The 23,766-nt window shown below is 71.4% G+C and carries 24 protein-coding genes; 18 read left to right on the forward strand and 6 right to left on the reverse strand.

All coding sequences use genetic code 11. The features are described 5' to 3' along the window. The first annotated feature begins 2 nt into the window (after positions 1 to 2). The 4 genes from PSQ21_RS14820 (at position 3) to PSQ21_RS14835 (ending at position 2,933) form a co-directional block, all read left to right on the forward strand. Complete coding sequence (locus PSQ21_RS14820) at positions 3 to 584, forward strand: hypothetical protein (protein ID WP_274030975.1); 582 nt, start codon at positions 3 to 5, stop codon at positions 582 to 584. 187 nt (positions 585 to 771) lie between these two features. After that, positions 772 to 1,314 carry a hypothetical protein gene (locus tag PSQ21_RS14825; protein WP_274030976.1) on the forward strand — a complete coding sequence of 181 codons (543 nt, stop codon included), beginning with the start codon at positions 772 to 774 and terminating at the stop codon, positions 1,312 to 1,314. Positions 1,315 to 1,368: 54 nt separating this feature from the next. After that, positions 1,369 to 1,965, forward strand: a complete 597-nt coding sequence (locus PSQ21_RS14830; protein WP_274030977.1) for a hypothetical protein — start codon at positions 1,369 to 1,371, stop codon at positions 1,963 to 1,965. A 212-nt stretch (positions 1,966 to 2,177) separates the two neighbouring features. Further along, positions 2,178 to 2,933: a hypothetical protein gene (locus PSQ21_RS14835; RefSeq protein ID WP_274030978.1), complete on the forward strand. Its 756-nt coding sequence runs from the start codon at positions 2,178 to 2,180 to the stop codon at positions 2,931 to 2,933. A gap of 76 nt (positions 2,934 to 3,009) precedes the next feature. Here the strand turns inward: PSQ21_RS14835 and PSQ21_RS14840 are convergent, their stop codons facing one another. Next, complete coding sequence (locus tag PSQ21_RS14840) at positions 3,010 to 4,839, reverse strand: bifunctional metallophosphatase/5'-nucleotidase (RefSeq protein ID WP_274030979.1); 1,830 nt, start codon at positions 4,837 to 4,839, stop codon at positions 3,010 to 3,012. Between the two features lie 246 nt (positions 4,840 to 5,085). Here PSQ21_RS14840 and PSQ21_RS14845 point away from each other — a divergent pair, with 246 nt between their 5' ends. The 12 genes from PSQ21_RS14845 (at position 5,086) to pstB (ending at position 18,460) form a co-directional block, all read left to right on the forward strand. Beyond that, positions 5,086 to 6,198: a PDDEXK nuclease domain-containing protein gene (locus PSQ21_RS14845; protein WP_274030980.1), complete on the forward strand. Its 1,113-nt coding sequence runs from the start codon at positions 5,086 to 5,088 to the stop codon at positions 6,196 to 6,198. 200 nt (positions 6,199 to 6,398) lie between these two features. Then, positions 6,399 to 7,322, forward strand: a complete 924-nt coding sequence (gene mshD / locus PSQ21_RS14850) for a mycothiol synthase (RefSeq protein WP_274030981.1) — start codon at positions 6,399 to 6,401, stop codon at positions 7,320 to 7,322. Between the two features lie 97 nt (positions 7,323 to 7,419). After that, entirely contained in the window at positions 7,420 to 7,854 is a 435-nt protein-coding gene (locus PSQ21_RS14855; protein WP_274030982.1) for a GntR family transcriptional regulator, read from the forward strand. Continuing rightward, positions 7,851 to 8,768, forward strand: coding sequence for an ABC transporter ATP-binding protein (locus PSQ21_RS14860; RefSeq protein ID WP_274030984.1), 918 nt, complete (start codon positions 7,851 to 7,853; stop codon positions 8,766 to 8,768). Before PSQ21_RS14855 ends, PSQ21_RS14860 begins: the two co-directional genes overlap by 4 nt. After that, complete coding sequence (locus PSQ21_RS14865) at positions 8,765 to 9,772, forward strand: ABC transporter permease (protein ID WP_274030985.1); 1,008 nt, start codon at positions 8,765 to 8,767, stop codon at positions 9,770 to 9,772. The genes PSQ21_RS14860 and PSQ21_RS14865 overlap by 4 nt, the downstream gene beginning before the upstream one ends. 385 nt (positions 9,773 to 10,157) lie before the next feature. Next, the gene (locus PSQ21_RS14870) at positions 10,158 to 12,407 is read left to right on the forward strand and encodes an RNA degradosome polyphosphate kinase (RefSeq protein WP_274030986.1); all 2,250 of its coding nucleotides are present in this window, start codon (positions 10,158 to 10,160) and stop codon (positions 12,405 to 12,407) included. Then, a complete protein-coding gene (locus tag PSQ21_RS14875) occupies positions 12,394 to 13,566 on the forward strand; it encodes a CHAD domain-containing protein (protein WP_274030987.1) in 1,173 nt (390 codons plus the stop codon). Before PSQ21_RS14870 ends, PSQ21_RS14875 begins: the two co-directional genes overlap by 14 nt. Beyond that, complete coding sequence (locus PSQ21_RS14880; protein ID WP_274030988.1) at positions 13,563 to 14,018, forward strand: NUDIX hydrolase; 456 nt, start codon at positions 13,563 to 13,565, stop codon at positions 14,016 to 14,018. The genes PSQ21_RS14875 and PSQ21_RS14880 overlap by 4 nt, the downstream gene beginning before the upstream one ends. A 221-nt stretch (positions 14,019 to 14,239) precedes the next feature. Continuing rightward, complete coding sequence (gene pstS / locus PSQ21_RS14885; protein WP_274030989.1) at positions 14,240 to 15,376, forward strand: phosphate ABC transporter substrate-binding protein PstS; 1,137 nt, start codon at positions 14,240 to 14,242, stop codon at positions 15,374 to 15,376. A 196-nt stretch (positions 15,377 to 15,572) separates the two neighbouring features. Next, positions 15,573 to 16,565 (forward strand): phosphate ABC transporter permease subunit PstC, encoded by a 993-nt coding sequence (gene pstC / locus PSQ21_RS14890; RefSeq protein ID WP_274030990.1) that lies wholly within the window; start codon positions 15,573 to 15,575, stop codon positions 16,563 to 16,565. Further along, positions 16,562 to 17,644 carry a phosphate ABC transporter permease PstA gene (gene pstA, locus PSQ21_RS14895; protein ID WP_274030991.1) on the forward strand — a complete coding sequence of 361 codons (1,083 nt, stop codon included), beginning with the start codon at positions 16,562 to 16,564 and terminating at the stop codon, positions 17,642 to 17,644. Before pstC ends, pstA begins: the two co-directional genes overlap by 4 nt. Before the next feature lie 39 nt (positions 17,645 to 17,683). Next, on the forward strand, positions 17,684 to 18,460 hold the full coding sequence (gene pstB, locus PSQ21_RS14900; RefSeq protein WP_274030992.1) for a phosphate ABC transporter ATP-binding protein PstB: 777 nt from the start codon (positions 17,684 to 17,686) through the stop codon (positions 18,458 to 18,460). Positions 18,461 to 18,639: 179 nt separating this feature from the next. Here pstB and PSQ21_RS14905 read toward each other — a convergent pair whose 3' ends face one another. After that, complete coding sequence (locus tag PSQ21_RS14905; protein WP_030582130.1) at positions 18,640 to 19,638, reverse strand: inorganic phosphate transporter; 999 nt, start codon at positions 19,636 to 19,638, stop codon at positions 18,640 to 18,642. A gap of 5 nt (positions 19,639 to 19,643) precedes the next feature. Further along, positions 19,644 to 20,264: a DUF47 domain-containing protein gene (locus PSQ21_RS14910; RefSeq protein WP_026290881.1), complete on the reverse strand. Its 621-nt coding sequence runs from the start codon at positions 20,262 to 20,264 to the stop codon at positions 19,644 to 19,646. A 305-nt stretch (positions 20,265 to 20,569) separates the two neighbouring features. On the opposite strand from PSQ21_RS14910, the gene PSQ21_RS14915 reads away from it, so the two are divergent. Beyond that, positions 20,570 to 20,953: a metal-sensitive transcriptional regulator gene (locus PSQ21_RS14915; protein ID WP_274030993.1), complete on the forward strand. Its 384-nt coding sequence runs from the start codon at positions 20,570 to 20,572 to the stop codon at positions 20,951 to 20,953. A 43-nt stretch (positions 20,954 to 20,996) separates the two neighbouring features. Here the strand turns inward: PSQ21_RS14915 and PSQ21_RS14920 are convergent, their stop codons facing one another. Next, entirely contained in the window at positions 20,997 to 21,203 is a 207-nt protein-coding gene (locus PSQ21_RS14920) for a hypothetical protein (RefSeq protein ID WP_097868867.1), read from the reverse strand. Between the two features lie 295 nt (positions 21,204 to 21,498). After that, entirely contained in the window at positions 21,499 to 22,359 is an 861-nt protein-coding gene (locus PSQ21_RS14925; protein ID WP_274030994.1) for a hypothetical protein, read from the reverse strand. Positions 22,360 to 22,577: 218 nt separating this feature from the next. Between PSQ21_RS14925 and PSQ21_RS14930 the strand changes: the two genes are divergently transcribed. Continuing rightward, entirely contained in the window at positions 22,578 to 22,781 is a 204-nt protein-coding gene (locus tag PSQ21_RS14930) for a hypothetical protein (RefSeq protein WP_274035783.1), read from the forward strand. A gap of 142 nt (positions 22,782 to 22,923) precedes the next feature. On the opposite strand, the gene PSQ21_RS14935 is transcribed toward PSQ21_RS14930, so the two are convergent. Further along, a complete protein-coding gene (locus tag PSQ21_RS14935) occupies positions 22,924 to 23,655 on the reverse strand; it encodes a phosphatase PAP2 family protein (protein ID WP_274030995.1) in 732 nt (243 codons plus the stop codon). Positions 23,656 to 23,766 lie beyond the last annotated feature (111 nt).

Below are 23,766 nucleotides of genomic sequence, written 5' to 3' on the forward strand. Positions count from 1 at the left end.
GCTTGCACGAGCGGCTCGCCGACCTCGCCGACGACGGACGGCAGGGCGCCATGCCGCTGGCCGCCGAGCAGATCCGGGCACGCGGGGACCGGCGTCGGCGTCGCAAGCGGGCGGCCCGGGCCTCGGGCGGCGTGCTGCTGGCCGCCGCCGTGGTCGTGGGGGGCCTCACGCTGGTCCGGGCCGGGCTGCCGGATTCGGCGCCGCCCGCCGCGGCTCCGAGCCCGTCCGCGAGCGCTCCGCGGTTCGTGGCCCCGACGCCCGCACCGGGCGAGGAGTACGCCAGCGAACTCGGTTACGTGTACGACGCGGTGGAGCTGGACGGGGGCAGGGTCCGGGTCACCGTCCAGCAGCTTCGCGACGAGGAGGGGGCCGCCGTGCCCACCGGCGTGGTGCACGAGCTGACCCTGCCGGCGGTGACACCGGTCGAGGTGGAGCGCCTGACCGGAGGGGAACCCGGGGACAAGCGGCTGGAAGATGTCGTGGGCCGGCTGCGGGCCGGGCCGCAGTGGGTCTTCGCCCTCGACTACGACGCCGAAGGCCGGGTCCAGTCGCTGCGGGAAGCACACTGGCTGTCCGTGGAGTGACATCAGTGGGTGACGTCCGAGGGGTGACGTCCATGGGGCGACGTCCGTGGAGTGACCTTCGTGCCGGTCCGGACGGCGTTCAGCTCCGGTCGGGAAAATAGTTCCGGCCCGGATGCAACCCGGGGTGCGGTGTGGGGCGTAGAGACCGTGTAACCCGCCCACGCCGGCCTTCAGGAGTACGTCGACCATGCACGCTGCACGCCTCCAGGCAACGTCGCGCCTGCTCACCGCTGTCGTCCTCGGCGCCCTGGTCCTGACCGGCTGCGGCGGGACGACCGAGGACTCCGCCTCCCCCTCCCCCGTGGGAGCGACGGCCACCGAGTCGGCCGCCGCACCGGCCACCGAGCCGGCGGCCGAGGCCCCGTTCGCCGGTACCAAGCAGTTCGTGACGATCGACAGGGCCTGGGCCGAGGACGGGCTGACCAAGCTGTCGGTACGGCTCGCCGAGAAGAAGGTGAACACCCAGTTCGACACGTGGGAGATCATTCCCGGTACGGGGAAACACACCACGGTGACCCTGGCGAAGGATGCCCGGGTGATGCTGACCGTGCCGGTGCGCGGCGACCGCACCCCGGAGGTCGGGGGCGGTGAACCCGTGTCGACCTCCCAGGCCGAACTCGTCGACCTGATCACGCAGTTGGAGCCCCGCATCCGTGAGGGCGCCGGGTTCGACCTGAGCTTCGACGGAGAGGGCCGGGTCACCAAGTTGCTGTCGCTGTACAAGCCGTGAGCCGGGCGCGCCCGCCACGCCGGAATCTGCCGGGGACCGCGGCGGAGGTGCGGCATGGCCGATGAAACCGACCTGGAGGTCCGGCTCGCCGGCCTCGCCGCCTCGGGCCGGCGCCACGCCGCACCGCAGGCCGCGGAGCAGGTCCGAGCGCGCGGCGATCGGCGCCGTCGGCGCAAGCGGGCGGCTCGGGCGTCGGGCGGTGTGGTGATGGCCGCGGCTCTGGTCGTGGGGGGCCTGTCGGCGGCCCGGCTCGGACCGGAGGCGGCACCGTCCGCCGCGAAGCCGACAGCAGCGGCGAGCGCCTCCCCGTTCGTGGCCCCGACGCCCGCACCGGGGGAGGAATACGCCAGTGAACTCGGTTTCGTTTACGACGCGGTGGCACTGGAGGGTCATGCGGTTCGGGTCACCGTGGCGCAGGTCCGCTCCGGAAGGGGTTCTGTCACACGCACTGGAGTGGTGCATAGAACGACCCTGAAACCGGAGACTCCGGTCGAAGTCAAACATGTGAACGGCGGAGAAGCGGGGGACATGAGGGTAAACGAATTGGTGGACCGGCTCAGCACCGGTCCGCAGTGGGTGTTCGCCATCGATTACGACAGCGAAGGCCGCGTGGTGTCGCTTCGGGAAGCTTATTGGCTGACCGCCAAGTGAGCCCCTGACCAGGCTTAACAGCCACCCAGAAACCCAGACACCCCCACGAGACCCGTCAGCCTTCTCGGCTGCCGGGATATTCGCCATTCGGTGGCGGCACGCGCGTGAAATGCAGAAGAAAAAAATAATCTGATGCGAGTGCAACCCGGGGAGACAGGTGGGGCGTAGAGAGTGTGTAACCGCAACACACTGACCAATAGGAGCAGTTGACCATGAACGCTTTTCGCCGTCACTCCGCCAGAGGCTGGCTCACCGCTATCGCTCTCAGCACCCTTGTTCTGACCGGCTGCGGTCAGAAGTCCGCCGACCAGATGGCCCCCTCCGCAGCCGCCAAGCCGGCTTCGTCCTCTGCGGCCGACGACACGACGGACACGACGGACGCGGCGGAGGACGCTCGGCCCGGGGCCGGCGACAAGCCCGCTCCTCCCGCCGCGAGCGACGAGAAGAGCACACCGCCCTCGCGAGCCGACAAGACCGGCTTCCGCACGGACGCCGACAGGAAGTCCACCGACGCCGCCGCCCCGTCCTCCGCACCGGCAGCCCCGGCAGCCCCGGCAGCCCCGGCAGCCTCCAAGGACACCTCGGCGGCGGCCGGCACCGCCCCCTTCGCCGGCACCGAGCCGTTCGTCAACATCAGCAAGGCCTGGATCAGCGACGGACGCGCCTATCTGTCCGTGCGAACCGCCGAAAAGAAGATCAACACCCAGTTCGACACCTGGGAGATCACCCCGGGCACGGGCCCCTTCACGACGGTGCCCATGGCCGGGAACAGCCGGGTACTGCTGGCGGTCCCGGTCCGCGACGAGGTCGCCGGCACCAGCCGCGCCGAGCTGCTCCCGTACTCCCCCGCCGAGCTGGTCACCCTGATCAACCGGCTCGACCCCGCGTTCTCCGACGGCGTCGGGTACGACCTGGTCGTCGACGACGCGGGCCAGGTGACCGGCCTGACGTCGCTGTTCAGGCCCTGACGTGCCCCCAGGCCTCCGCCGAGGGGACCGGCGGCGGGCCCGCAGGCCCGCCGCCCCTCCCCCCGTCACAAGACGACTACCGGATGACCGTGATCCGGTCCGTCGCCGGCGGGGCCAGCGGGGTGGAAGCCGTGGAGTGGGCCGCCAGGTAGGCGTTGAACAGGTCCAGATCGGACGCGCCGACCAGCTTGTTCGTGCCCTGGCCGAGGGCCGGGAAGCCGTCGCCGCCGCCCGCGAGGAACTCGTTCATCGCCACGCGGTAGGTGCGCGCCGGGTCGATCGCCTCACCGTTCAGCTTGATGCTGTCGGCGACCACGCGGTCCGCGCCGGACTTCGTCAGGTCGAGGGTGTACGTGAGGCCCCTGGAGACCTGGAGGATCTTCGGGCCGGCCTCGTTGGCGCCGCTGACCTGCTGCTGGAGGGCGGTGACCAGCTGCGCGCCGGTCAGGTCGACGACGTTCATCATGTTGGTGAACGGCTGCACGGTGAACGCCTCGCCGTAGGTGACGACCCCGTCGCCCTCACTGCCGGAGGCCTTGTGCACCAGGTCCGCGCGGATGCCGCCCGGGTTCATGAACGCGACTTCCGCGCCGCCCTTGTCGGCCGGGGCGAGGCCTTCGAGCTGGGCGTCGGCGATGAGGTTGCCGAGCGGCTTCTCGGGGGCGGTGGAGCCGCGGCCGTTGATGTCGGCGCTGATCCAGCCCTGCGGCCTGCCCGCGATCGGGGCGGCCAGCTTGTTCCAGCGGTCGATCAGGCGCGTCATGTCGGCGGCCTTGGGCTGGTCCCGGGTCACGACGTGGTTCGCCGACTTCACCGACGTACGGACGATGTCCTTGGTGCGGCGGTCGTAGGTGAGCGTGGTGTCCGTGTACAGCTTGCCGAACGACGAGGCCGAGGTGACCGTGCGCGGCTTGCCCGACGGGTCCGGGACCGTGCACACGTACGCCTGGTGGGTGTGGCCCGTGACCAGGGCGTCCACCTTCGGCGTGATGCCCTTGGCGATGTCGACGATCGGGCCGGAGATGCCGTCGCCCGCGCCGGGGCTGTCGCAGTCGTAGTTGTACGAGGTGGAGGCCGGGGCCCCGCCCTCGTGGATCAGCGCGACGATGGACTTGACGCCCTTGCGGTCCAGCTCGCGGGCGTACTTGTTGATCGTCTCGACCTCGTCGTGAAAAGCGAGGCCCTTGACGCCGTTGGCCGTGACGATGTCCGGCGTGCCCTCCAGGGTCACCCCGATAAAGCCGATCTTGACGCCGTTCTTCTTCCAGACCGTGTACGGCTTCAGCAGCGGCTTGCCGGTCTTCTCCTCGGTCACGTTGGCCGCGAGGTAGGGGAAGTCCGCCCCCTCGAACTCCTTGCCCGGCTCGTAGCAGCCCTCGACCGGGTGGCAGCCGCCGTTCTGGAGACGGGCCAGCTCGGTCGCGCCCTCGTCGAACTCGTGGTTGCCGACCGCCGAGACGTCCAGGTCGAGGCCGTTCAGCGCCTCGACCGTCGGCTCGTCGTGGAAGAGACCCGACAGCAGCGGGCTCGCGCCGACCATGTCGCCGCCGGCCGCCGTGACGGAGTACGGGTTGCCCTTGCGCGCGGTGCGCAGCGAGGTCGCCAGGTACTCGACGCCCCCGGCCGGGATCGCCTCGACCGTGCCATCGGGGTGGGTCTTGGTGACGTTGCCCGCCGAGCCCGCCGGGGGCTCCAGGTTGCCGTGCAGGTCGTTGAACGACAGCAACTGCACGTCGACGGTCCGGGACGCGTGGCCGTGACCGTGGCCGTGGCCGTTCCCGTGCCCGTTGCCCCGGTCATGGGCGCCGGCCGGCATCGCGGCGACGAGCGCGCCCACGGTGGCCAGACCGGCCGCGGCGGCGAGCACCCGCCGGGCCGCACGGTTCTTCTGCGGAGTCGCTGACATCGGTCCCCTTGTGTGTCAGTGCTGTCGGTGGTGGCAGTCGTGTCGCTGGTGTCACGTCTGGGATCCTGCGTGCCGCAGCCTAGAGTCAACGCGCGTAGCGCAACAGATGTTCGGGGTTACGGACTGGTTGCCATCCGGCCAAATGGCTTGTCAGGAACGTTCGCTCAGGCGCTCAGTACACCCGTACGGCTTACATATGCGGGCAGAAACGTCACAGCACACATCTCTGCCGGAAACCTGTACGCCATGGAGAACGAACTCACGACCACGGCGAAGGTGCCGGGCCAACAGCAACAGCATCCGTCGGCCGACCTCCCCGCCGACCTCCCCGCCGGACTTCCCGACGGCTTCCTCGACATGGTCGACGACCTCAAGACGATCGTCCGCGGCTCCCATGTCCGGGCGCAGCTCAAGGTCAACACCGAGATGCTCCGGATGTACTGGGAGATCGGGCGGACCATCCTGGAGCGCCAGCGCGGGGAGCGGTGGGGCACGAAGGTCATCGAGCGGATCGCCACCGAGCTGCGGACGGAGTTCCCGCAGCAACGGGGATTCAGCACGCGCAACCTTCAGTACATGCAGCAGATGGCCAGGATCTGGCCCGACTCAATTGCGCAACAGACCGTTGCGCAATTGCCCTGGGGCCACGTCGTCCTCATCATGGGCAAGTGCGCGACCCGTTTCGAGCGGGACTTCTACGCCCAGCACGCCGTCCACCACGGCTGGTCGCGCACCCATCTGGAATCGGTGATCCACCGGCAGCTGCACCTCGCCGAAGGCGCCGCCGCGAACAACTTCGACGTCAGCCTGCCCGGGAAGTCCGACGCCGTGCGGCAGATCCTCAAGGACCCCTACCGCCTCGACTTCACCGAACTCACGGGCCGGCCGGCGGAGCGCGACCTGGAGGACGCGCTCGTCGACAACCTCGTGCGGTTCCTGACCGAACTGGGCGTCGGGTTCGCCTTCGTCGGGCGTCAGTACCCGATCGTGGTCGGCGACTCCGAGTACCGCGTCGATCTCCTCTTCTACCACTGCAAGCTCCACTGCTACGTCGTGCTGGAACTGAAGACCCGTAAGGCGCGGGCCGAGCACTTCGGGCAGCTCGGGTTCTACGTCTCGGTGGTGGACGACCTGGTCAGGGACAAGGAGCGGGACGGGCCCACGCTCGGCATCCTGATCGCCGAGAGCCGGGACCGGGCCATGGTGGAGTACGCCCTGCGCGGGTACAACACCCCGCTGGCCGTCAGCACGTACGCCGGGCTCCCCGAAGGCGTACGAGAACTGCTGCCCAGCGCGGAGGACCTCTCCCGCATCGCGGACCACGTCCTCAACGCCACGCCTCCGCCCGAGGACGCCTGACCGCCCCCGCCCGAGGACGCCTGACCTCCGCCCTCCGCCCTCCGCCCAAGGACGCCTGACCGCCCTCCGCCCGCCCCCGCCCGAGGGTGCCTGGCCTCCCGCCGCCCGGGCCCGCGCACGGCCCGGCTTCCGCCCGGTCCGCAGCACCGCCACCCCGTCGCGCCCCCGCCGGGCACGCCCGTCGCCGTACGCTCGGAGGCATGACGACTGACGCACCCCTCCCCGCTCCCGGACGCGAGGTCCACGCCCTCGACGCACTCGACTCCGCGCAGGCCGACGCCGTCCTCGCCCTGCTCGCCGAGGCCGCCCGGTCGGACGGCCGGCAGGCGGTCTCCGAGCAGGGCAGGCTACGGATCCGGGGCGGCCACCGCGACGGCGTACGGCACTTCCTCCTCACCGTCGACGGCACGCTCACCGGGTACGCCCAACTCGAGGACACCGACCCGGTCGAGGCCCCGGCCGCCGAGCTGGTCGTCCACCCCGACCGACGCGGCACCGGGCACGGCCGGGCGCTCGGCGCGGCTCTCCTCGCCGCGACCGGCAAGCGGCTGCGGGTCTGGGCGCACGGCGGCAGCTCCGCCGCCCGCCACCTGGCCCAGGTCCTCGGCCTCTCCCTCTTCCGCGAACTGCGCCAGCTCCGGCGGAGCCTGGTCCCGCTCGACCTCGCGGAGCCGGTGCTGCCCGAAGGCGTCACCGTACGGACCTTCGAGCCGGGCCGTGACGACGCCGCCTGGCTCGCCGTGAACCGCGCCGCCTTCGCCCACCACCCCGAGCAGGGGTCCCTGACCCAGCAGGACCTGGACGACCGCAAGGCGGAGCCCTGGTTCGACCCGAAGGGCTTCTTCCTGGCCGAGCGGGACGGGGAGATCGTCGGCTTCCACTGGACGAAGGTGCACGCCGAGGAACGGCTCGGCGAGGTGTACGTGGTCGGCGTCCTGCCCGAGGCCCAGGGCGGCGGCCTCGGCAAGGCGCTGACCTCGATCGGCCTGCACCACCTGGCCGCCGAGGCGCTGCCCACCGCGATGCTCTACGTGGACGCGGACAACACGGCGGCCGTGACGGTGTACGAGCGCATGGGCTTCACCACGCACGAGGTGGACCTGATGTACCGCACGGAGTCCTGAACCCTCCGTCAGACATGGCCGGGGCGGCGTCACTTGACGCCGCCCCTTCTTTGCACCACCCTTTCACTACTCAATTAGTGAAAGGGTGGTGCAGCGCATGACATCCGAATCCGCAGCGGTCGAGTTCCGCATCGACCGGCGCAGCGGCGTCGCCACCTACCTCCAGATCGTCCAGCAGACGAAGCAGGCCCTGCGTCTGGGCGTGCTCGAACCTGGCGACCGGCTGCCGACCGCCCGCGAGGTCGTGGAGGCCACCGCGATCAACCCGAACACGGTCCTCAAGGCCTACCGCGAGCTGGAGCGCGAAGGCCTCGTCGAGGCCCGCCGCGGGCTCGGCACCTTCGTCCGCAGGACGCTGGGCACGCTGGGCGGCGCGGCCGACGCGACCGCAGCCGACGCGCCGCTGCGCACCGAACTCGCCGACTGGGCCCGCCGGGCGCGGGCGGCCGGCCTGGAGAAGGACGACGTCGGCGCGCTCTTCACCGCCGTACTGGACAGCACGTACGAGCACAAGGGGGACGAGGAACGATGACCGGCGTCGCGATCGAGGCACACGGCCTCGGAAGGACCTACGGGCGCGGGGACGGCGGCCACCGCGCCCTGCACGACTGCTCGTTCCGGCTGCCCGCCGGCCGCGTCTGCGCCCTCGTCGGGCCCAACGGCGCGGGCAAGTCGACCCTGCTGAACCTGGCGGCCGGGCTGGACCGCCCCAGCGCCGGGTCCCTCACCGTCGTCGGCTCCACCGCCCCCGGCGACGTACGCGACCGCGTCGCCTTCGTCTCCCAGGACAAGCCGCTGTACCCGCAGCTCACCGTCGCCGACACGCTGTGGGCCGGGTCCGAGCTGAACCCCGGGCGCTGGGACCGCGCCACCGCTGACCGGATCGCCGGACCGCTGCCGCGCGAGGCCCGTGTCCGCACCCTCTCCGGCGGGCAGCGCACCCGCCTCGCCCTGGCGCTCGCACTCGGCAAGCGGCCCGAACTGATGCTGCTGGACGAGCCGATGGCCGATCTCGACCCCCTCGCCCGGCACGAGCTGATGGGCGTCCTGATGGCGGAGACCGCCGAGCACGGCACCAGCATCGTGATGTCCTCGCACATCCTCACCGAGCTGGAGGGCGCCTGCGACTACCTCCTGTTCGTCGACGGCGGGCGCGTCCGGCTCGGCGGCGAGGCCGAGGACATCGTCTCCGCCCACGCCCTCCTCACCGGCCGGACGCAGGACCTCTCCCCGCACACCGTCGTCGAATCCCGCACGACGGGACGTCAGCTCACCGCGCTCGTCAGGAAGGAGGGCCCCGTGGACACCACCGCCTGGGCCGTCACGGAACCGTCCCTGGAGGAGCTGCTGCTCGCCCACCTCCGCTCCCCGGACGCCCCGCCGCTGCTGACGCCGAGCGCGAGCGTCGGCCCGGGCGCAGCCCGTACGGAGGTGGCGGCCGCATGAGCACGCTGACACCTCCGAAGCCCGACGCGGTCACGGCCGCTCCCGCCCGGGCCACCCTGCGGGGGCCCGTGCGGGTGGTGCTGCGGGTGCACCGCAAGGCCCTCTGGGCGGCAGCCGCCCTGCTGGTCGTCGGCGTCGGCATCGTCGTCGCCCTCCGCATCTGGATGGCCTCCGCGAAGGAGCTGTGCGCGGACGGCGACATCACGCCGTGCGGCGGCTCCGTCTATCAGCCCAGCTACGCCCGTACGTCCACCGAGGTATTCCTTTCCGAAGGCGGCACGGTGCTGCTCCTGCTGGCGGGGCTCATCGGCGTCTTCGTCGCCGGCCCGCTGATCGCCCGCGAACTGGAGAGCGGCACCTTCCGGCTGGCCTGGGCGCAGTCGGTCTCCCCCGCACACTGGCTCGCCGCCCGGCTGGCCGTGCCCACCGCACTGGCCGTCGTCGGCCTGACGGCGCTGATCGCCGTCTACCGCTGGGGGCTGTGGGCGCTGCGGGGATACCCGTACGTGCACCTGACCAACTGGTACGGCCCCGGAGTCTTCCCCGGAACCGGGCCCGCCATCCTCGGCTACGCGCTGCTGGCCGTGGCGGTCGGGGCGCTGTGCGCGGTGCTCGTCCGCCGCACCCTGCTGTCCATGTCCCTGGCCGCGCTCGTGCTCGCGGCGGTGGGCGTCGGCCTCGGCACACGGCGGTACCTGCTGTGGCCCGCCGTCCTACGCCAGGGCGAGGGGCCCGGGGTGCTGCGTGACGGCGACTGGCACCTGGAAGGCGGCAAGCTCACGGCGTCGGGCACCAAGGTGTACTGGCGGGACTGCTACCACGACGGGTCGGCGAAGGGCTTCGACACCTGCATGCGCGACCGGGGCGGGGTGACCCCGTTCGCCGAGGTTCACCCCGCCTCCCACTACTGGCCCCTCCAGCTCGTCGAGACCGGCATCCTGCTCGCCCTCGCCGCCCTCGCCGTGTTCGCCGCCTTCCGGGTCCTGCGCCGCCTGCACGGCTGACCGCGCCCGCCCGAGGACCGCCGTCCGGGCCCCGCGAGGGGTGGGCCCGGACGGCGAACGCGTACGCGGCCCCGGGGGCGTACCCCGCGCACACGAACGCCCGCCCCGCTCGGCAGCCCGGCCGCACCGAACACGTACAGTGACGGCGAGGCTCACCCGCAGGCACACCGCTTCCTGTACGTCATGTCTCCGTTACCGGCCATTCAGACGCCCTTGCGACCCTCACGGGATGCAGCCAGCTGTGCCCGCCCCCCGCCGCAACGGGAGAGCCCGGGGAGACGCCACTCACGGCTCCCTGGGCCCTGACCCGGGGTTTCCCGGGCCTTCCGCGATCTTTCCGGGCTCCGACGCGCCTGAGAAGCGCTCCGCGCGGAACAATAGGTCCATGAGCCAGCAGCCCAGCTCCGAGGTCCCGGTCCAGCCCGCCGCCCAGCCGTCCGTCGGCTCACTCGCCGCGCACCGGCCGCACGCCACCCCCGCGCCCAACGGGGTCGGCTTCTCCACCGCCGCCGATCTGGATCCCGATCTCGACTCCGACGCGGACGCCTACGAGCCCGACCGGGACGGCGACGAGCTGCCCCAGGGCCGCTTCCTGGACCGCGAGCGCAGCTGGCTCGCGTTCAACGAAAGGGTCCTGGAACTGGCCGAGGACCCGGCCACGCCCATCCTGGAACGGGCCAACTTCCTCGCCATCTTCGCGTCGAACCTGGACGAGTTCTTCATGGTCCGGGTGGCCGGCCTCAAGCGCCGCATCGCCACCGGCGTCGCCACCCGCTCCGCCTCCGGCCTCCAGCCCCGCGAGGTCCTGGACCTCATCTGGACCCGCTCGCGGGAACTCATGGCCCGGCACGCCGCCTGCTACCAGCAGGACATCGCCCCGGACCTGTCCGACGAGGGCATCCAGCTGATCCGCTGGCCGGACCTGACCGAGAAGGAGCAGGCCCGCCTGTTCACCTTCTTCCGGCAGCGCGTCTTCCCGGTCCTGACCCCGCTGGCCGTCGACCCCGCGCACCCCTTCCCGTACATCTCCGGGCTCTCCCTCAACCTCGCCGTCGTCGTCCGCAACCCCGTCAGCGGCCACCGGCACTTCGCCCGGGTCAAGGTCCCGCCGCTGCTGACCCGCTTCCTGGAGGCCTCGCCCCAGCGGTACGTGCCCATCGAGGACGTCATCGCGGCGCACCTGGAGGAGCTGTTCCCGGGCATGGAGGTGCTGGCGCACCACATGTTCCGGGTCACCAGGAACGAGGACCTGGAGGTCGAGGAGGACGACACGGAGAACCTCCTCCAGGCCCTGGAGAAGGAGCTCATGCGCCGGCGGTTCGGCCCGCCGGTGCGCCTGGAGGTCGAGGAGTCCATCGACCCGTACGTCCTGGACCTGCTGGTCCGCGAGCTGAAGGTGTCCGACGCGGAGGTCTACCCGCTGCCCGGACCGCTCGACCTGACCGGGCTCTTCGCCATCGCCTCCCTGGACCGGCCGGAGCTGAAGTTCCCCAAGTTCATCGCGGGCACCCACCGGGACCTGGCCGAGGTGGAGTCCGCCTCCGCGCCCGACATCTTCGCCGCCCTGCGCGAACGGGACGTGCTGCTCCACCACCCGTACGACTCGTTCTCCACCTCCGTCCAGGCGTTCCTGGAACAGGCGGCGGGCGACCCGGACGTCCTGGCCATCAAGCAGACGCTGTACCGCACCTCCGGCGACTCCCCGATAGTGGACGCCCTCATCGACGCGGCCGAGTCCGGCAAGCAGGTCCTCGTCCTCGTCGAGATCAAGGCACGCTTCGACGAGCAGGCCAACATCAAGTGGGCCCGCAAGCTGGAGGAGTCCGGCTGCCACGTCGTGTACGGACTCGTCGGGCTGAAAACCCACTGCAAGCTCTCGCTCGTCGTCCGCCAGGAGGGCGACACGCTGCGCCGCTACTCCCACGTCGGCACCGGCAACTACCACCCCAAGACGGCCCGGCTGTACGAGGACCTCGGGCTGCTCACGGCGGACCCGCAGGTCGGGGCGGACCTCTCCGACCTGTTCAACCGGCTCTCCGGCTACTCCCGCCGCGAGACCTACCGCCGCCTCCTGGTCGCCCCGAAGTCCCTGCGCGACGGGCTGATCGCCCGGATCAACAAGGAGATCGCCCACCACCGGGCGGGCCGCCCCGCCTACGTGCGGATCAAGGTCAACTCGATGGTCGACGAAGCGATCATCGACGCCTGCTACCGGGCGGGCCAGGCGGGCGTCCCCGTCGACATCTGGGTGCGCGGGATCTGCGCGATCCGCCCCGGTGTCGCCGGGCTCTCCGAGAACATCCGGGTCCGCTCCATACTCGGCCGCTTCCTCGAACACTCCCGGGTCTTCTCCTTCGGCAACGGCGGCGAGCCCGAGGTGTGGTTCGGCAGCGCCGACATGATGCACCGCAACCTCGACCGCCGGATCGAAGCACTGGTCCGGGTCACCGACCCCGCCCACCGCGCCGCACTCAGCCGACTCCTGGAGACCGGTATGGCCGACACCACCGCCTCCTGGCACCTGGGCCCCGACGGGAACTGGACCCGGCACGCCACGGACGCGGACGGCCAGCCGCTGCGGCACGTCCAGGAAATGCTCATCGACGCCCGGAGGCGCAGGCGTGCGACGCCCTGACCAGCAGACGACGACCCGGCCGACGCCGGACGCGGCCCCCGGCACCACTCCGGGCGCGCCGCCCGCCGAGGCCACGGAACCGGGGACGCGACGCCTCCCCGAGGCCACCGGGCCGGGGACCAGGCGCCTCACCGACGCCACCGGCGCGGCTCGCCCCCCGGACTCCGCCGCCGGATCCCGCCCCGCCGGGGGCCTGACCACGGAGGCGGTCCTCGCGCCCTACCTGCGGGAACAGGCCGCCGAGTTCCTGCGCAGCCTGCGGCTGCACCACGAGCACAGCGCCCCCGCGGACCCCGGTGGCCACGACGCCGCGGCCGCCACCCGCGCACTGCGCCGCTCGGCCCGCCGGATCAGCGGCTGTCTGCACACCTTCCGGGCCGCGCTCGACCCGCTCTGGGCCGATCAGCTCCGCGCCGAACTGGCCTGGCTCTCCGGCCTCCTCGCCCGCGAACACGCCTACGCGAACCGCCTCACCCGGCTCGTCGAGGCCCTGCACCAGCTCTCCGGCCCCGCCCTCCCCGCCGCCCGGGGCGTCCGGGCCGCCGGGGAGAGCGCCGCCTCCGACGCCCAGGGCCGCGCCGCCCTCGGGGTCGGGGCAGCGCGGGCCGGGGCGCTGCTGGACCGCCGCCTCACCCTCGCCCGGACCCGGTCCCACTCCGCGGCCCTCCAGGCGCTCGGCTCCTCCCGCTTCCACGCGGTCGCCGACGCCGTCGCGCTCCTGGCCTCCGACGTGCCCCTGGCCCCCGGCGCCGCGGGCCGGCCCGCCGAGGCCCTCCTGGAGCCCGCCGAACGGGCCGAGCAACGCCTCCTCACCGCCGTGGCCGCCCTGCCGCCCGACGGCACGGAGCCGTACAACGAGGCCCAGGACGCGGCGTGGCACCAGGCCCGGCTGCTGCTGCGGCTGCACCGGTACGCCCACGAGGTCGTCCGCGGCGCCGCCGACCCGGCCCTGACCGGCGCGGGCCACGCCCTCGACCTGCACCGGGACGCCGTGGAGGCGGCCGGAGCCGCAGCGGCGGCGGCCCGCACCCCCCGGATCGCCCCGGCCACGGCGTACGCGCTGGGCGTGCTCCACGCGGACCAGCGCCACGAGGTGGAGGCGGCGCGGGCGGTGTTCCGGGAGAGCTGGCCGTACGCCGCGGTCCTGAGCGCCCCATGAGCGGGGACCCGGGGGCCACCGGGCCCGTGAAGAACCGCACCGGCACCGTCCGGGCCGCGGGCTGCGTGCTGTGGCGCCGCGCCCCGGGCGGGGACGGGAACGACGTGGAGGTCTGCCTGGTCCACCGGCCCCGCTACGACGACTGGTCCTTCCCCAAGGGCAAGCTGAAGCGCGGCGAGGACCCGCTGGCCGCCGCCGTACGGGAGGTGCTGGAGGAGACCGGCCACCACTGCGCCCCCGGGGACCGGCTGCCGACCTCCCGCTACCCGGTGGACGGCCGGCCCAAGGAGGTCGCCTACTGGGCGGCCGAGGCGACGGGGGGCTCCTTCACCCCCAGCGACGAGGTGGACCGCATCCTGTGGCTGGCCCCCGCCGCCGCCCGCGCCCAGCTCACCCAGCCCCGCGACGTCCAGCAGCTGACCGCCCTGCTGGACGCCCTCGCCACACCCTGACCCGCGCCCCGGCCCGCGTTCCGGCCACCGCCCCGGCCCGGATCGCACCCACCTGCCCGACACGGTTCACCTGCCGTTCACTCTCCCCCGTCGGCGGCTTCACCTGTTCTGCCTAATTTCGGACGTACACGGTGCGCGGCGGCAAGCCACCGCACCGCTCCTCATCGCACGCCGTCGTAGAACGAACTGACCACGGCGGCTCCTGGAAGGAACACCCGAAAGTGAAGCTTCAGCGCAAGAACCGGCTTCGTGCCACCGCGCTCGGTGCCCTCGCCGTCTCCGGCGCCCTGGTCCTCACGGCGTGCGGTTCGGACGACAACACCGGCGGCGGTACGGCCGGGACGGGCGAGAAGACGACCGCCGCGTCGAACATCGACTGCGGCAAGGCCAAGGGCCAGCTGCGCGCCTCCGGCTCCAGCGCCCAGAAGAACGCCATGGACCTCTGGGTCAAGAACTACATGGCCGCCTGTGACGGTGTGGAGATCAACTACAACTCCTCCTCCTCCGGCGAGGGCATCGTCGCCTTCAACCAGGGCACCGTCGGCTTCGCCGGCTCCGACTCGGCGCTGAAGCCCGAAGAGGTCGCCGACTCCAAGAAGATGTGCAAGACCGGCCAGGGCATCAACCTCCCGATGGTCGGCGGCCCGGTCGCGATCGGCTTCAAGCTGGAGGGCGTCGACAGCCTCACGCTGGACGCCCCGACCCTCGCCAAGATCTTCGACAGCAAGATCAAGAAGTGGAACGACCCGGCGATCGCCAAGCTGAACGACGGCGTCGAGCTGCCGGACAAGGCGATCCAGGCCTTCCACCGCTCCGAGGACTCCGGCACCACGCAGAACCTCGGCAAGTACCTCGGCGCCGCGGCCCCGAACGACTGGAAGTACGAGGCCGAGAAGAAGTGGCCGGCCCCCGGTGGCCAGGCCGCCTCCGGCTCCTCCGGTGTCGCCGCCCAGGTCAAGCAGGTCGACGGCGCGATCGGCTACTTCGAGCTCTCCTACGCCAAGTCCCAGTCCATCCCGACCGTGGACATCAACACCGGTGGCGCCTCCCCGGTGAAGGCCACCTCGGAGAACGCCTCCAAGGCCATCGCCGCCGCCAAGGTCAAGGGCACCGGCAAGGACCTGGCGCTCGACCTCGACTACACCACCAAGGCCGAGGGCGCCTACCCGCTGGTCCTGGTGACGTACGAGGTCGTCTGCGACAGCGGCAACAAGCCCGAGACGCTCGACACCGTCAAGTCCTTCCTCTCCTACGCCGCCTCCGACGACGGCCAGAAGATCCTGACCGACGCCGGCTACGCCCCGATCCCGGCCGAGATCAACGCCAAGGTCCGCGAGACCATCGGCTCCCTCTCGTAACACCCGGGCGGCCGGGCCCACGCGGCCCGGCCGCCCACCGGCGTGACCCGTCACCGGCGCCCCGCGCCACCGGCGCGAACGCCACCGGCAGGCCGGCCCGGCGCACCCCTCCGGACCGGCCCGCCTCCCGCCCACTCTCCATCCGGTGCACCGCCGCCAGGGGAGCAACCGCTCCCCCACACAGACCGGAAAGACCATGGCTTCCACCACACCGATAGACACGCCACCGGCACCGCCGGTCACGCGGCCCAGCCCCCGGTCCACCGGGCGCATGGGCGACAAGATCTTCCTGGGCCTCTCCCGCGGCTCGGGCATCCTGCTGCTCGTGATCATGGCGTCGATCGCCGTGTTCCTCACCTACCGCTCCGTCATCGCCATCTCGAAGAACGAGGGCAACTTCCTCACCACCTTCGACTGGAACCCGGCCGGCGACCCGCCGGTCTTCGGCATCGCGGTCCTGCTCTTCGGCACCGTCGTCAGCTCGATCATCGCGATGGTCATCGCGGTTCCGATCGCTGTCGGCATCGCCCTGTTCATCTCGCACTACGCGCCGCGCAAGCTGGCCGCCCCCATCGCGTACGTGGTCGACCTGCTGGCCGCCGTGCCGAGCATCGTCTACGGCATCTGGGGCGCACTCGTCCTGGTGCCGTACCTGGAGGGCCTGAACCTCTGGCTCGACCAGTTCTTCGGCTGGACGTACATCTTCGAGAAGACCGAGGTCGGCGTCGCCCGCTCGCTCTTCACCGTCGGCATCCTCCTCGCGATCATGATCCTGCCGATCGTGACCAGCGTCAGCCGCGAGGTCTTCCTCCAGGTCCCGAAGATGAACGAGGAGGCCGCGCTCGCGCTCGGCGCCACCCGCTGGGAGGTCATCCGCCTCTCGGTGCTGCCCTTCGGCCGCTCCGGCATCATCTCCGCCTCGATGCTCGGCCTCGGCCGCGCGCTCGGCGAGACGATGGCCGTCGCCACGGTCCTCTCCCCGAGCTTCCTCATCTCGCTGCACGTGCTCAACCCGGGCGGCGGGACGTTCGCCCAGAACATCGCGGCGAAGTTCGGCGAGGCCGACGCGTTCGGGCGGGACGCCCTGATCGCCTCCGGCCTCGTCCTCTTCGTCCTCACCCTGCTGGTCAACGGCGCGGCCCGGCTCATCATCGCCCGCCGCAAGGAGTACTCGGGGGCCAACGCATGAGCCACGCACCCACCGGCGTCATCGAGCGCCCGACGCCCGCATCGCCCACCCCGAAGAGCAGCCTCGGCAGCCGCTCCCTGCCCCGCCTCGCGCCGCTCGGCTTCGCCGCCGTCTCGGTCGCGCTCGGCATCGGCGTCTCGCTGGCCGCGGGCTGGGAGAGCCGCATCCAGTGGGGCCTGATCTCGGCCCTGCTCTTCCTGGCCATCTCCTACGTCGCCACGACGATCGTCGAGAACCAGCGCCAGGCCCGCGACCGCCTCGCCACCAGCGTGATGTGGGTCTGCTTCCTGGTCGCCGTCGTCCCGCTGGCCTCGCTGCTGTGGACGACGCTCGTCCGCGGCGCGGAGCGCCTGGACGGCTACTTCCTCACCCACTCGATGGCCGGCGTGCTCGGCTCCGAGGCCAGCGGCGGCGTCTACCACGCGCTGGTCGGCACCCTGCAGCAGGTCGGCATCGCCACGGTGATCTCCGCCCCGCTCGGCCTGCTGACCGCCGTGTACCTCGTCGAGTACGGCAAGGGCGCGCTGGCCAAGGCCGTCACGTTCTTCGTCGACGTGATGACGGGCATCCCGTCCATCGTGGCCGGTCTCTTCATCCTGTCGATCATGCTGATCGCCAACCTGGAGCCCTCCGGCCTGATGGGCGCGCTGGCCCTGACGATCCTGATGATCCCCGTCGTGGTCCGCTCCACCGAGGAGATGCTCAAGCTCGTCCCCAACGAGCTGCGCGAGGCCTCCCTCGCCCTCGGCATCCCGAAGTGGCGCACCATCCTGAAGGTGGTCCTGCCGACCGCGATCGGCGGCATCACCACGGGCGTCATGCTCGCCATCGCCCGTATCGCCGGTGAGACCGCGCCGATCATCCTGCTGGTCTTCGGCAGCCAGCTGATCAACACGAACCCCTTCGAAGGCGCCCAGTCCTCGCTGCCGTTCTACATCTACGAGCAGTACAAGATCGGCGAGGCCGCGTCCTACGACCGGGCCTGGGCCGCCGCCCTGGTCCTGATCGCCTTCGTCATGATCCTGAATCTGGTGGCCCGCGGCATCGCCCGCTGGAAGGCCCCGAAGACCGGTCGCTGACGCGGCCACAGCGACCTCCCGAAAGAAGCAGTGATTTCCATGGCCAAGCGCATCGACATCAGCGGCCTCAACGCCTTCTACGGCAGCCACAAGGCCATCGAGGACATCTCGATGACCGTGGAGCCCCGCTCCGTGACCGCCTTCATCGGCCCGTCCGGCTGCGGCAAGTCCACCTTCCTCCGCACCCTGAACCGGATGCACGAGGTGACCCCCGGCGGCCGCGTCGAGGGCAAGGTGCTGCTGGACGACGAGAACCTCTACGACGCCGGCGTCGACCCGGTCACCGTGCGCCGCACGGTCGGCATGGTCTTCCAGCGCCCCAACCCCTTCCCCACCATGTCGATCTTCGACAACGTGGCGGCCGGGCTGCGGCTGAACGGCAGCTACCGCAAGAGCGAGCTCACGGACATCGTCGAGAGGTCCCTGCGCGGCGCGAACCTCTGGAACGAGGTCAAGGACCGCCTCAACAAGCCCGGCTCCGGACTCTCCGGCGGCCAGCAGCAGCGCCTGTGCATCGCCCGCGCCATCGCGGTCGAGCCGCAGGTCCTGCTGATGGACGAGCCGTGCTCGGCGCTGGACCCGATCTCGACGCTCGCCATCGAGGACCTGATCGGCGAGCTGAAGGAGCGCTTCACGATCGTCATCGTGACGCACAACATGCAGCAGGCGGCCCGCGTCTCGGACCGCACCGCGTTCTTCAACCTCGCGGCGGTCGGCAAGCCCGGCCGGCTCATCGAGATCGACGAGACCGAGCGGATCTTCTCCAACCCGTCGGTCCAGGCCACGGAGGACTACATCTCCGGCCGCTTCGGCTGAGCCGCCCGGAGGGCCGGCCCCCGGTCCTCCGGCACACGCTGTCCCACCCCACAGACGGCCTTGCGGTGCTGCATGGCGGTGCCACCACAAGGCAGAAGGGTCCGCCCCCGTTCAGTTACGAGAACGGGGGCGGACCCACACGTGTCAGCAGCCCGGCCGGATCACCGCGCACCGGCGGCTCAGCCGAAGAGCAGGAGAACCGCTCCGTAGCTCAGCGCGGCGACCAGGGCAGCGGCCGGCATGGTGATGAACCAGCCCAGGATGATGTTCTTCGCGACGCCCCAGCGCACGGCGTTGACCCGCTTGGTGGCGCCGACGCCCATGATCGCGGAGGTGATGACGTGCGTCGTCGAGATCGGCGCGTGGAACAGGAACGCCGAACCGAACATGATCGAGGCGCCGGTCGTCTCCGCCGCGAAGCCCTGCGGCGGGTCCAGCTCGATGATCTTGCGGCCGAGGGTCCGCATGATGCGCCAGCCACCGGCGTACGTACCCAGCGAGAGCATCACCGCACAGGCGATCTTGACCCAGACCGGGATCTCGTCGTTCGGACCCTCGATGTCGGCGATGACCAGGGCCATCACCACGATGCCCATCGTCTTCTGCGCGTCCTGGAGGCCGTGGCCGAGCGCCATGCCCGCCGCCGAGACCGTCTGGGCGATCCGGAAGCCGCGCTTGGCCTTGTGCGGGTTGGCGTTGCGGAACATCCACATGATGCCGACCATCACCAGATAGCCGACGATCAGGCCGACGAACGGCGAGATGAACATCGGGATGACGATCTTCTCCAGCACGCCGGACCAGATGACGTCCGTGCCGCCGGCCAGCGCCGCCCCGACCATGCCGCCGAACAGGGCGTGCGAGGACGAGGAGGGGAGGCCGTAGTACCAGGTGATGAGGTTCCAGATGATCGCGCCGACCAGCGCCGCGAACAGGATGCCCATCCCCTTCTGCCCCACGGGCGTCGCGATCAGGCCCTCGCTGACGGTCTTGGCGACCCCCTGGCCCAGGAAGGCGCCGGCGAGGTTCATCACCGCCGCCATCGCCAGAGCCGCACGCGGGGTCAGCGCCCGGGTGGAGACCGAGGTGGCGATGGCGTTCGCGGAGTCGTGGAAGCCGTTCGTATACGTGAAGCCGAGCGCGACACCGATGGTCACGATCAGCGCAAAGGTGTCCACGAGGTTCAGGACTCCTTGACCGCGATGGTCTCCACGGTGTTGGCGACGTGCTCGAACGCGTCAGCCGCCTCTTCCAGCACATCCACGATCTGCTTCAGCTTCAGCACCTCCATGGCGTCGTACTTGCCGTTGAAGAGCTGGGCCAGCAGCTTGCGGTGGACCTGGTCGGCCTGGTTCTCCAGGCGGTTGATCTCGATCCAGTACTCGGTGAGGTTGTCCATGGTCCGCAGCCCCGGCATGGCCTCGGCGGTCAGCTCCGCCGCCCGGGCCAGCACCTCGATCTGCTTCTCGACGCCCTTGGGGAGCTCCTGGACCTGGTAGAGGACGACCAGGTCGACGGCCTCCTCCATGAAGTCCATGATGTCGTCGAGCGAGGACGCCAGCTTGTAGATGTCCTCGCGGTCGAACGGCGTGATGAAGGAGGAGTTCAGCTGGTGGAAGATCGCGTGGGTGGCGTCGTCCCCGGCGTGCTCCGCTGCCCGCATACGCTCCGCGATCTCGACCCGGGAGGCGGAATCCGCCCCGAGCAGTTCCATCAGGAGCTTCGAGCCCGTGACAATGTTGTCCGCGGACGCGGAGAACATGTCGTAGAAGCTCGTCTCCCTGGGGGTCAGACGAAAGCGCACGTGGGGTCCTCGGGGTGCTCTGGATTCGGTCAGGCTGATGCTAGGCGCATCATCCGGCCACGGCTAACCGGCGTTCTTCAGTGTCGCCCATCGGACACGGCGATCAGCACGGCCCCCCGGTCACGTTTCGGCGGAATTCGCTACGATATACCCATCAGGGGTATAAGGACGGGTGCGGGCGGGCCCGGCGGGACGGGACGGCGGAACCGTCCGGCACCGGCCCCCACCGCACGACAGCAGGCCCGCGATTCCGCATTTCCGCGTTCCGGCAGGGACACTCAGAGGACAACAACGGGAGGACGCAGATGACCACGACCGGGACCACAGGGGCGGAATCAACGGGCGTGGCGGCCCCGGACGCGGGGGCGGCCGCCCCGGTGGACATCGTCACCGACCACGACCGCGGCATTCACGGCTACCACCACCAGAAGGACGAACACCTCAAGCGGCTCCGCCGGATCGAGGGCCAGATCCGCGGCCTCCAGCGGATGGTCGACGAGGACGTCTACTGCATCGACATACTCACCCAGGTCTCGGCGTCCACCAAGGCGCTCCAGTCCTTCGCCCTCCAGCTGCTGGAGGAGCATCTGCGCCACTGTGTCGCCGACGCGGCCGTCAAGGGCGGCGAGGAGATCGACGCGAAGGTCGAGGAGGCCACGAAGGCCATCGCCCGCCTGCTCCGCACCTGAGGCGCGACCCCGTGAACGGCGGCGGTGCGGGCGCCACCTGGCATCACCCCCGGCGAGCGGCCTGCCGGGGGACCGTCGCCCAGGCGGCCTTCGCACCGCGTACGTCGAGCACTTCGTCGATCCGGTCGGGGCTGAGGCGTTCCTCACCCGCCGCCGACGCGGCGATCATCAGCTCGCCGCACAGCTCGATCTCGGCGAGAGCCACACAGTCCTGAGCGTTCGGAGCGCTGAGCATCACCACCTGCGTCACCTCTCTCTGCCGTCTCCCGGCCGTCCCCGGCCCCTGGCGCACCGGCTTCCCAGCCTAGGGAGCGCGATGCGCGCCGCGCATGGCACGGACGGACCATTTTGCGCCTCCTCACAACCGACCCCACCGCCCGGCCCGTCCCGGCCGCCACCCCTCCCCCACAGCCGCAGCCGGTGCCGGAGAGGCAGCCGGAGCCGGAGCCGGTGCCGGAGCCGGTGCCGGAGCCGGTGCCGGAGCCGGTGCCGGAGGGGCAGCCGGAGCCGGAGGGGCATCGACCGGCCGGCCGCCCGCCGACGCCTCACCCCTGCCGGATCTCGCCGGTGTAGAGGGCGTCCTCGTCCGGCAGCGTCACCGTGACCGGCAGCCCGAACCCGTACAGCAGCAGCGTCGAGACCACCGACACCTCCGGGCCCTCGGAGGAGAAGGTGAACCGGTGCCGGATCTTCCGCAGCCGGCCGTCCTCGTCCAGGTAGGCGTCGAACGGGACGGCGTCCTTGCTGAACCCTTTCGCCGCCGCACCGAGCGCCCCTCGCGACTGCGGCGACGCCGCCCGGGCCGCCCGGCCCAGATCCGCGACGCCCCGGTAGTGATGCACCGTCACCCCGGCCAGCTCGGACTCTCCCGCATAGGACACGTCGGCCGCGCCGCGCAGCAGTTCGGCCGCCGCCATCGGGTCGGTGACCCCGCCGGTGAGGAGGTTGCCGTCCTTCAGCGTGGTCGTGTCGATCCTGACCCACTTGTCGTCGGGCACCCCGGCACCGCGGTTCTTCATGTACAGCGCCCCGGGGGCGAGCAGTTCGGTGATCGGCCGGTGGCCGTCCGCACCCGCGGCGTCCTCGGGAAGCACCACCTTGAGCCGCCCCATCTGCCTGCGGAAGTCGTACACGCCCTGCCCCCGGATCGTCACCCGCGTCCCGCCGGCCGCGGTCTCCATCGACGTACGGGTCTCCGCACCGCCCGCCTCGACGAGGACGTCCGCCGCCTGCCCGAGCAGATCGAGCGGACGCTCGGCGGCCACGGAGCGCCGCCCGGAACCGTCGCCCGTGCCGCTCCCCCCGTCCCCGCCGAAGCACCCGGCGGTGACCGCGATCACCCCGGCCACGGCGAGGGCGCGAACAGCACGGGCCCCGCCTCCGTCCCTGTACTGCTGCACCACCATCGCCTGCCAACCCCCAACGACTACCGCCCGGCCGAGCCCTCACCCGCCCCGCATAACGACCGCCGCCGCCCCCCGTCACGCCGCCCGGACGCGGCCCCCCGTTCGCCGGCCGGGGCCAGTACCGTGGTCGGGTGCATGAGGATCCCCCCGCCCCGGCCCGCACCACCGCCCCCCGCTCCCACGTGAGGGCAGCCCCGACCCTCTCGGCGGCCCCCGTCGTGGCCCCGCCCCGTACCGCCCCGGGGCCGCCGCCCGCCTCCACGTCGGCTCCCCCGCCCGGCCCGCCGGCCGGGCACAGCGCCACGACGATCGAGCGCGGCTCGTTCTGCCTGGCCCGCTGCACCTGCGGCTGGTCGGGCCCGGCGCGCAGGTCCCGCGACCTGGCCCGCACCGACGCCGCGGAGCACCTCGCCACGGCCTGATCCGCCGCAGGACCTGGTGAAGCACGATTCCCCCGGACGCCCGGAGGCGCCTGGGGGAATCGGGAGAACCGGTCGGTCACGGGAGAACCGGTCGGTCAGCTGGAGGGAAGTGCGGAAGGACGCAGGGGCAGGACGGAGACCGTCAGGCGGCCAGGTCCTTCTCCCCCGGATCGCCCCGCCCGGAACCGGGACGCGGCTCGGGGATGCCCCCCGCGTCACCGTGTCCGTCCGCGTACGCGACGGGCGCGTTCTTCGACCGGACGAACCACCCCACACGCGGCGAGCGGGCGACCGCCGCCATCAGCGGGGTCAGCAGCGCCATGGCGAGCGGGGCCAGCAGCAGGGTGACGGCCGTACCGAGGGCGAACCCGCCGATCACGTCGGTCGGGTAGTGCACCCCCATGTAGATCCGGCTGAATCCGGCGAAGAGCGCGAGGCCGATCGCGACGAACCCGAACTTCCGGTTCGCCACGAAGATGCCGACGGCGATGCCCATCGCCAGGGTGGAATGGTCGCTGACGAACGAGAAGTCCGTCTTGCCGTGGATCAGGACCTCAAGGCCGTCGTGGTCGTTGAACGGACGTGGCCGTTCGACGAAGCCGCGGATCGGGACGTTGACGAGGATCGCGATGGCGGCGGCGAGCGGCGCCCAGACGATGGCGGCGGCAGCCGCCACCGAGTCCTCGGCCGTCCCGCGCTTGCGCATGCTCCACCAGCACCACAGGCCCACCAGAACCAGGCCGAACATGATCCCGTACTCGCCGACGAACTCCATGACCCGGTCGAACCAGGTCGGAGCGGCCTTCGCGAGACCGTTGATGTCGTAGAGCAGACTGACGTCCGGGTTCGACCCGTCGAGTTCGAGTCCAGCCATCTGCTGCGGCCCCTTGCCTTGTCTGCTTCTTCTGCTGCGACGCGCGTCCTTGCACGCCGCCGTGGTCGAACCCCCGTGTCCGGTGCTGTCCGCTACCGCACTGCCCAGCAT

Origin of the sequence: Streptomyces sp. MMBL 11-1, from assembly GCF_028622875.1 — a bacterium.
Lineage (GTDB): Bacteria > Actinomycetota > Actinomycetes > Streptomycetales > Streptomycetaceae > Streptomyces.

Coding starts and splice junctions, on each gene's coding strand:
- PSQ21_RS14825 (WP_274030976.1), top strand. CDS start 772: ATGCACGCTGCACGCCTCCAGGCAACGTCGCGCCTGCTCACCGCTGTC.
- PSQ21_RS14830 (WP_274030977.1), top strand. CDS start 1,369: ATGGCCGATGAAACCGACCTGGAGGTCCGGCTCGCCGGCCTCGCCGCC.
- PSQ21_RS14835 (WP_274030978.1), top strand. CDS start 2,178: ATGAACGCTTTTCGCCGTCACTCCGCCAGAGGCTGGCTCACCGCTATC.
- PSQ21_RS14840 (WP_274030979.1), bottom strand. CDS start 4,839: ATGTCAGCGACTCCGCAGAAGAACCGTGCGGCCCGGCGGGTGCTCGCC.
- PSQ21_RS14845 (WP_274030980.1), top strand. CDS start 5,086: ATGGAGAACGAACTCACGACCACGGCGAAGGTGCCGGGCCAACAGCAA.
- mshD (WP_274030981.1), top strand. CDS start 6,399: ATGACGACTGACGCACCCCTCCCCGCTCCCGGACGCGAGGTCCACGCC.
- PSQ21_RS14855 (WP_274030982.1), top strand. CDS start 7,420: ATGACATCCGAATCCGCAGCGGTCGAGTTCCGCATCGACCGGCGCAGC.
- PSQ21_RS14860 (WP_274030984.1), top strand. CDS start 7,851: ATGACCGGCGTCGCGATCGAGGCACACGGCCTCGGAAGGACCTACGGG.
- PSQ21_RS14865 (WP_274030985.1), top strand. CDS start 8,765: ATGAGCACGCTGACACCTCCGAAGCCCGACGCGGTCACGGCCGCTCCC.
- PSQ21_RS14870 (WP_274030986.1), top strand. CDS start 10,158: ATGAGCCAGCAGCCCAGCTCCGAGGTCCCGGTCCAGCCCGCCGCCCAG.
- PSQ21_RS14880 (WP_274030988.1), top strand. CDS start 13,563: ATGAGCGGGGACCCGGGGGCCACCGGGCCCGTGAAGAACCGCACCGGC.
- pstC (WP_274030990.1), top strand. CDS start 15,573: ATGGCTTCCACCACACCGATAGACACGCCACCGGCACCGCCGGTCACG.
- pstA (WP_274030991.1), top strand. CDS start 16,562: ATGAGCCACGCACCCACCGGCGTCATCGAGCGCCCGACGCCCGCATCG.
- pstB (WP_274030992.1), top strand. CDS start 17,684: ATGGCCAAGCGCATCGACATCAGCGGCCTCAACGCCTTCTACGGCAGC.
- PSQ21_RS14915 (WP_274030993.1), top strand. CDS start 20,570: ATGACCACGACCGGGACCACAGGGGCGGAATCAACGGGCGTGGCGGCC.
- PSQ21_RS14925 (WP_274030994.1), bottom strand. CDS start 22,359: ATGGTGGTGCAGCAGTACAGGGACGGAGGCGGGGCCCGTGCTGTTCGC.
- PSQ21_RS14935 (WP_274030995.1), bottom strand. CDS start 23,655: ATGGCTGGACTCGAACTCGACGGGTCGAACCCGGACGTCAGTCTGCTC.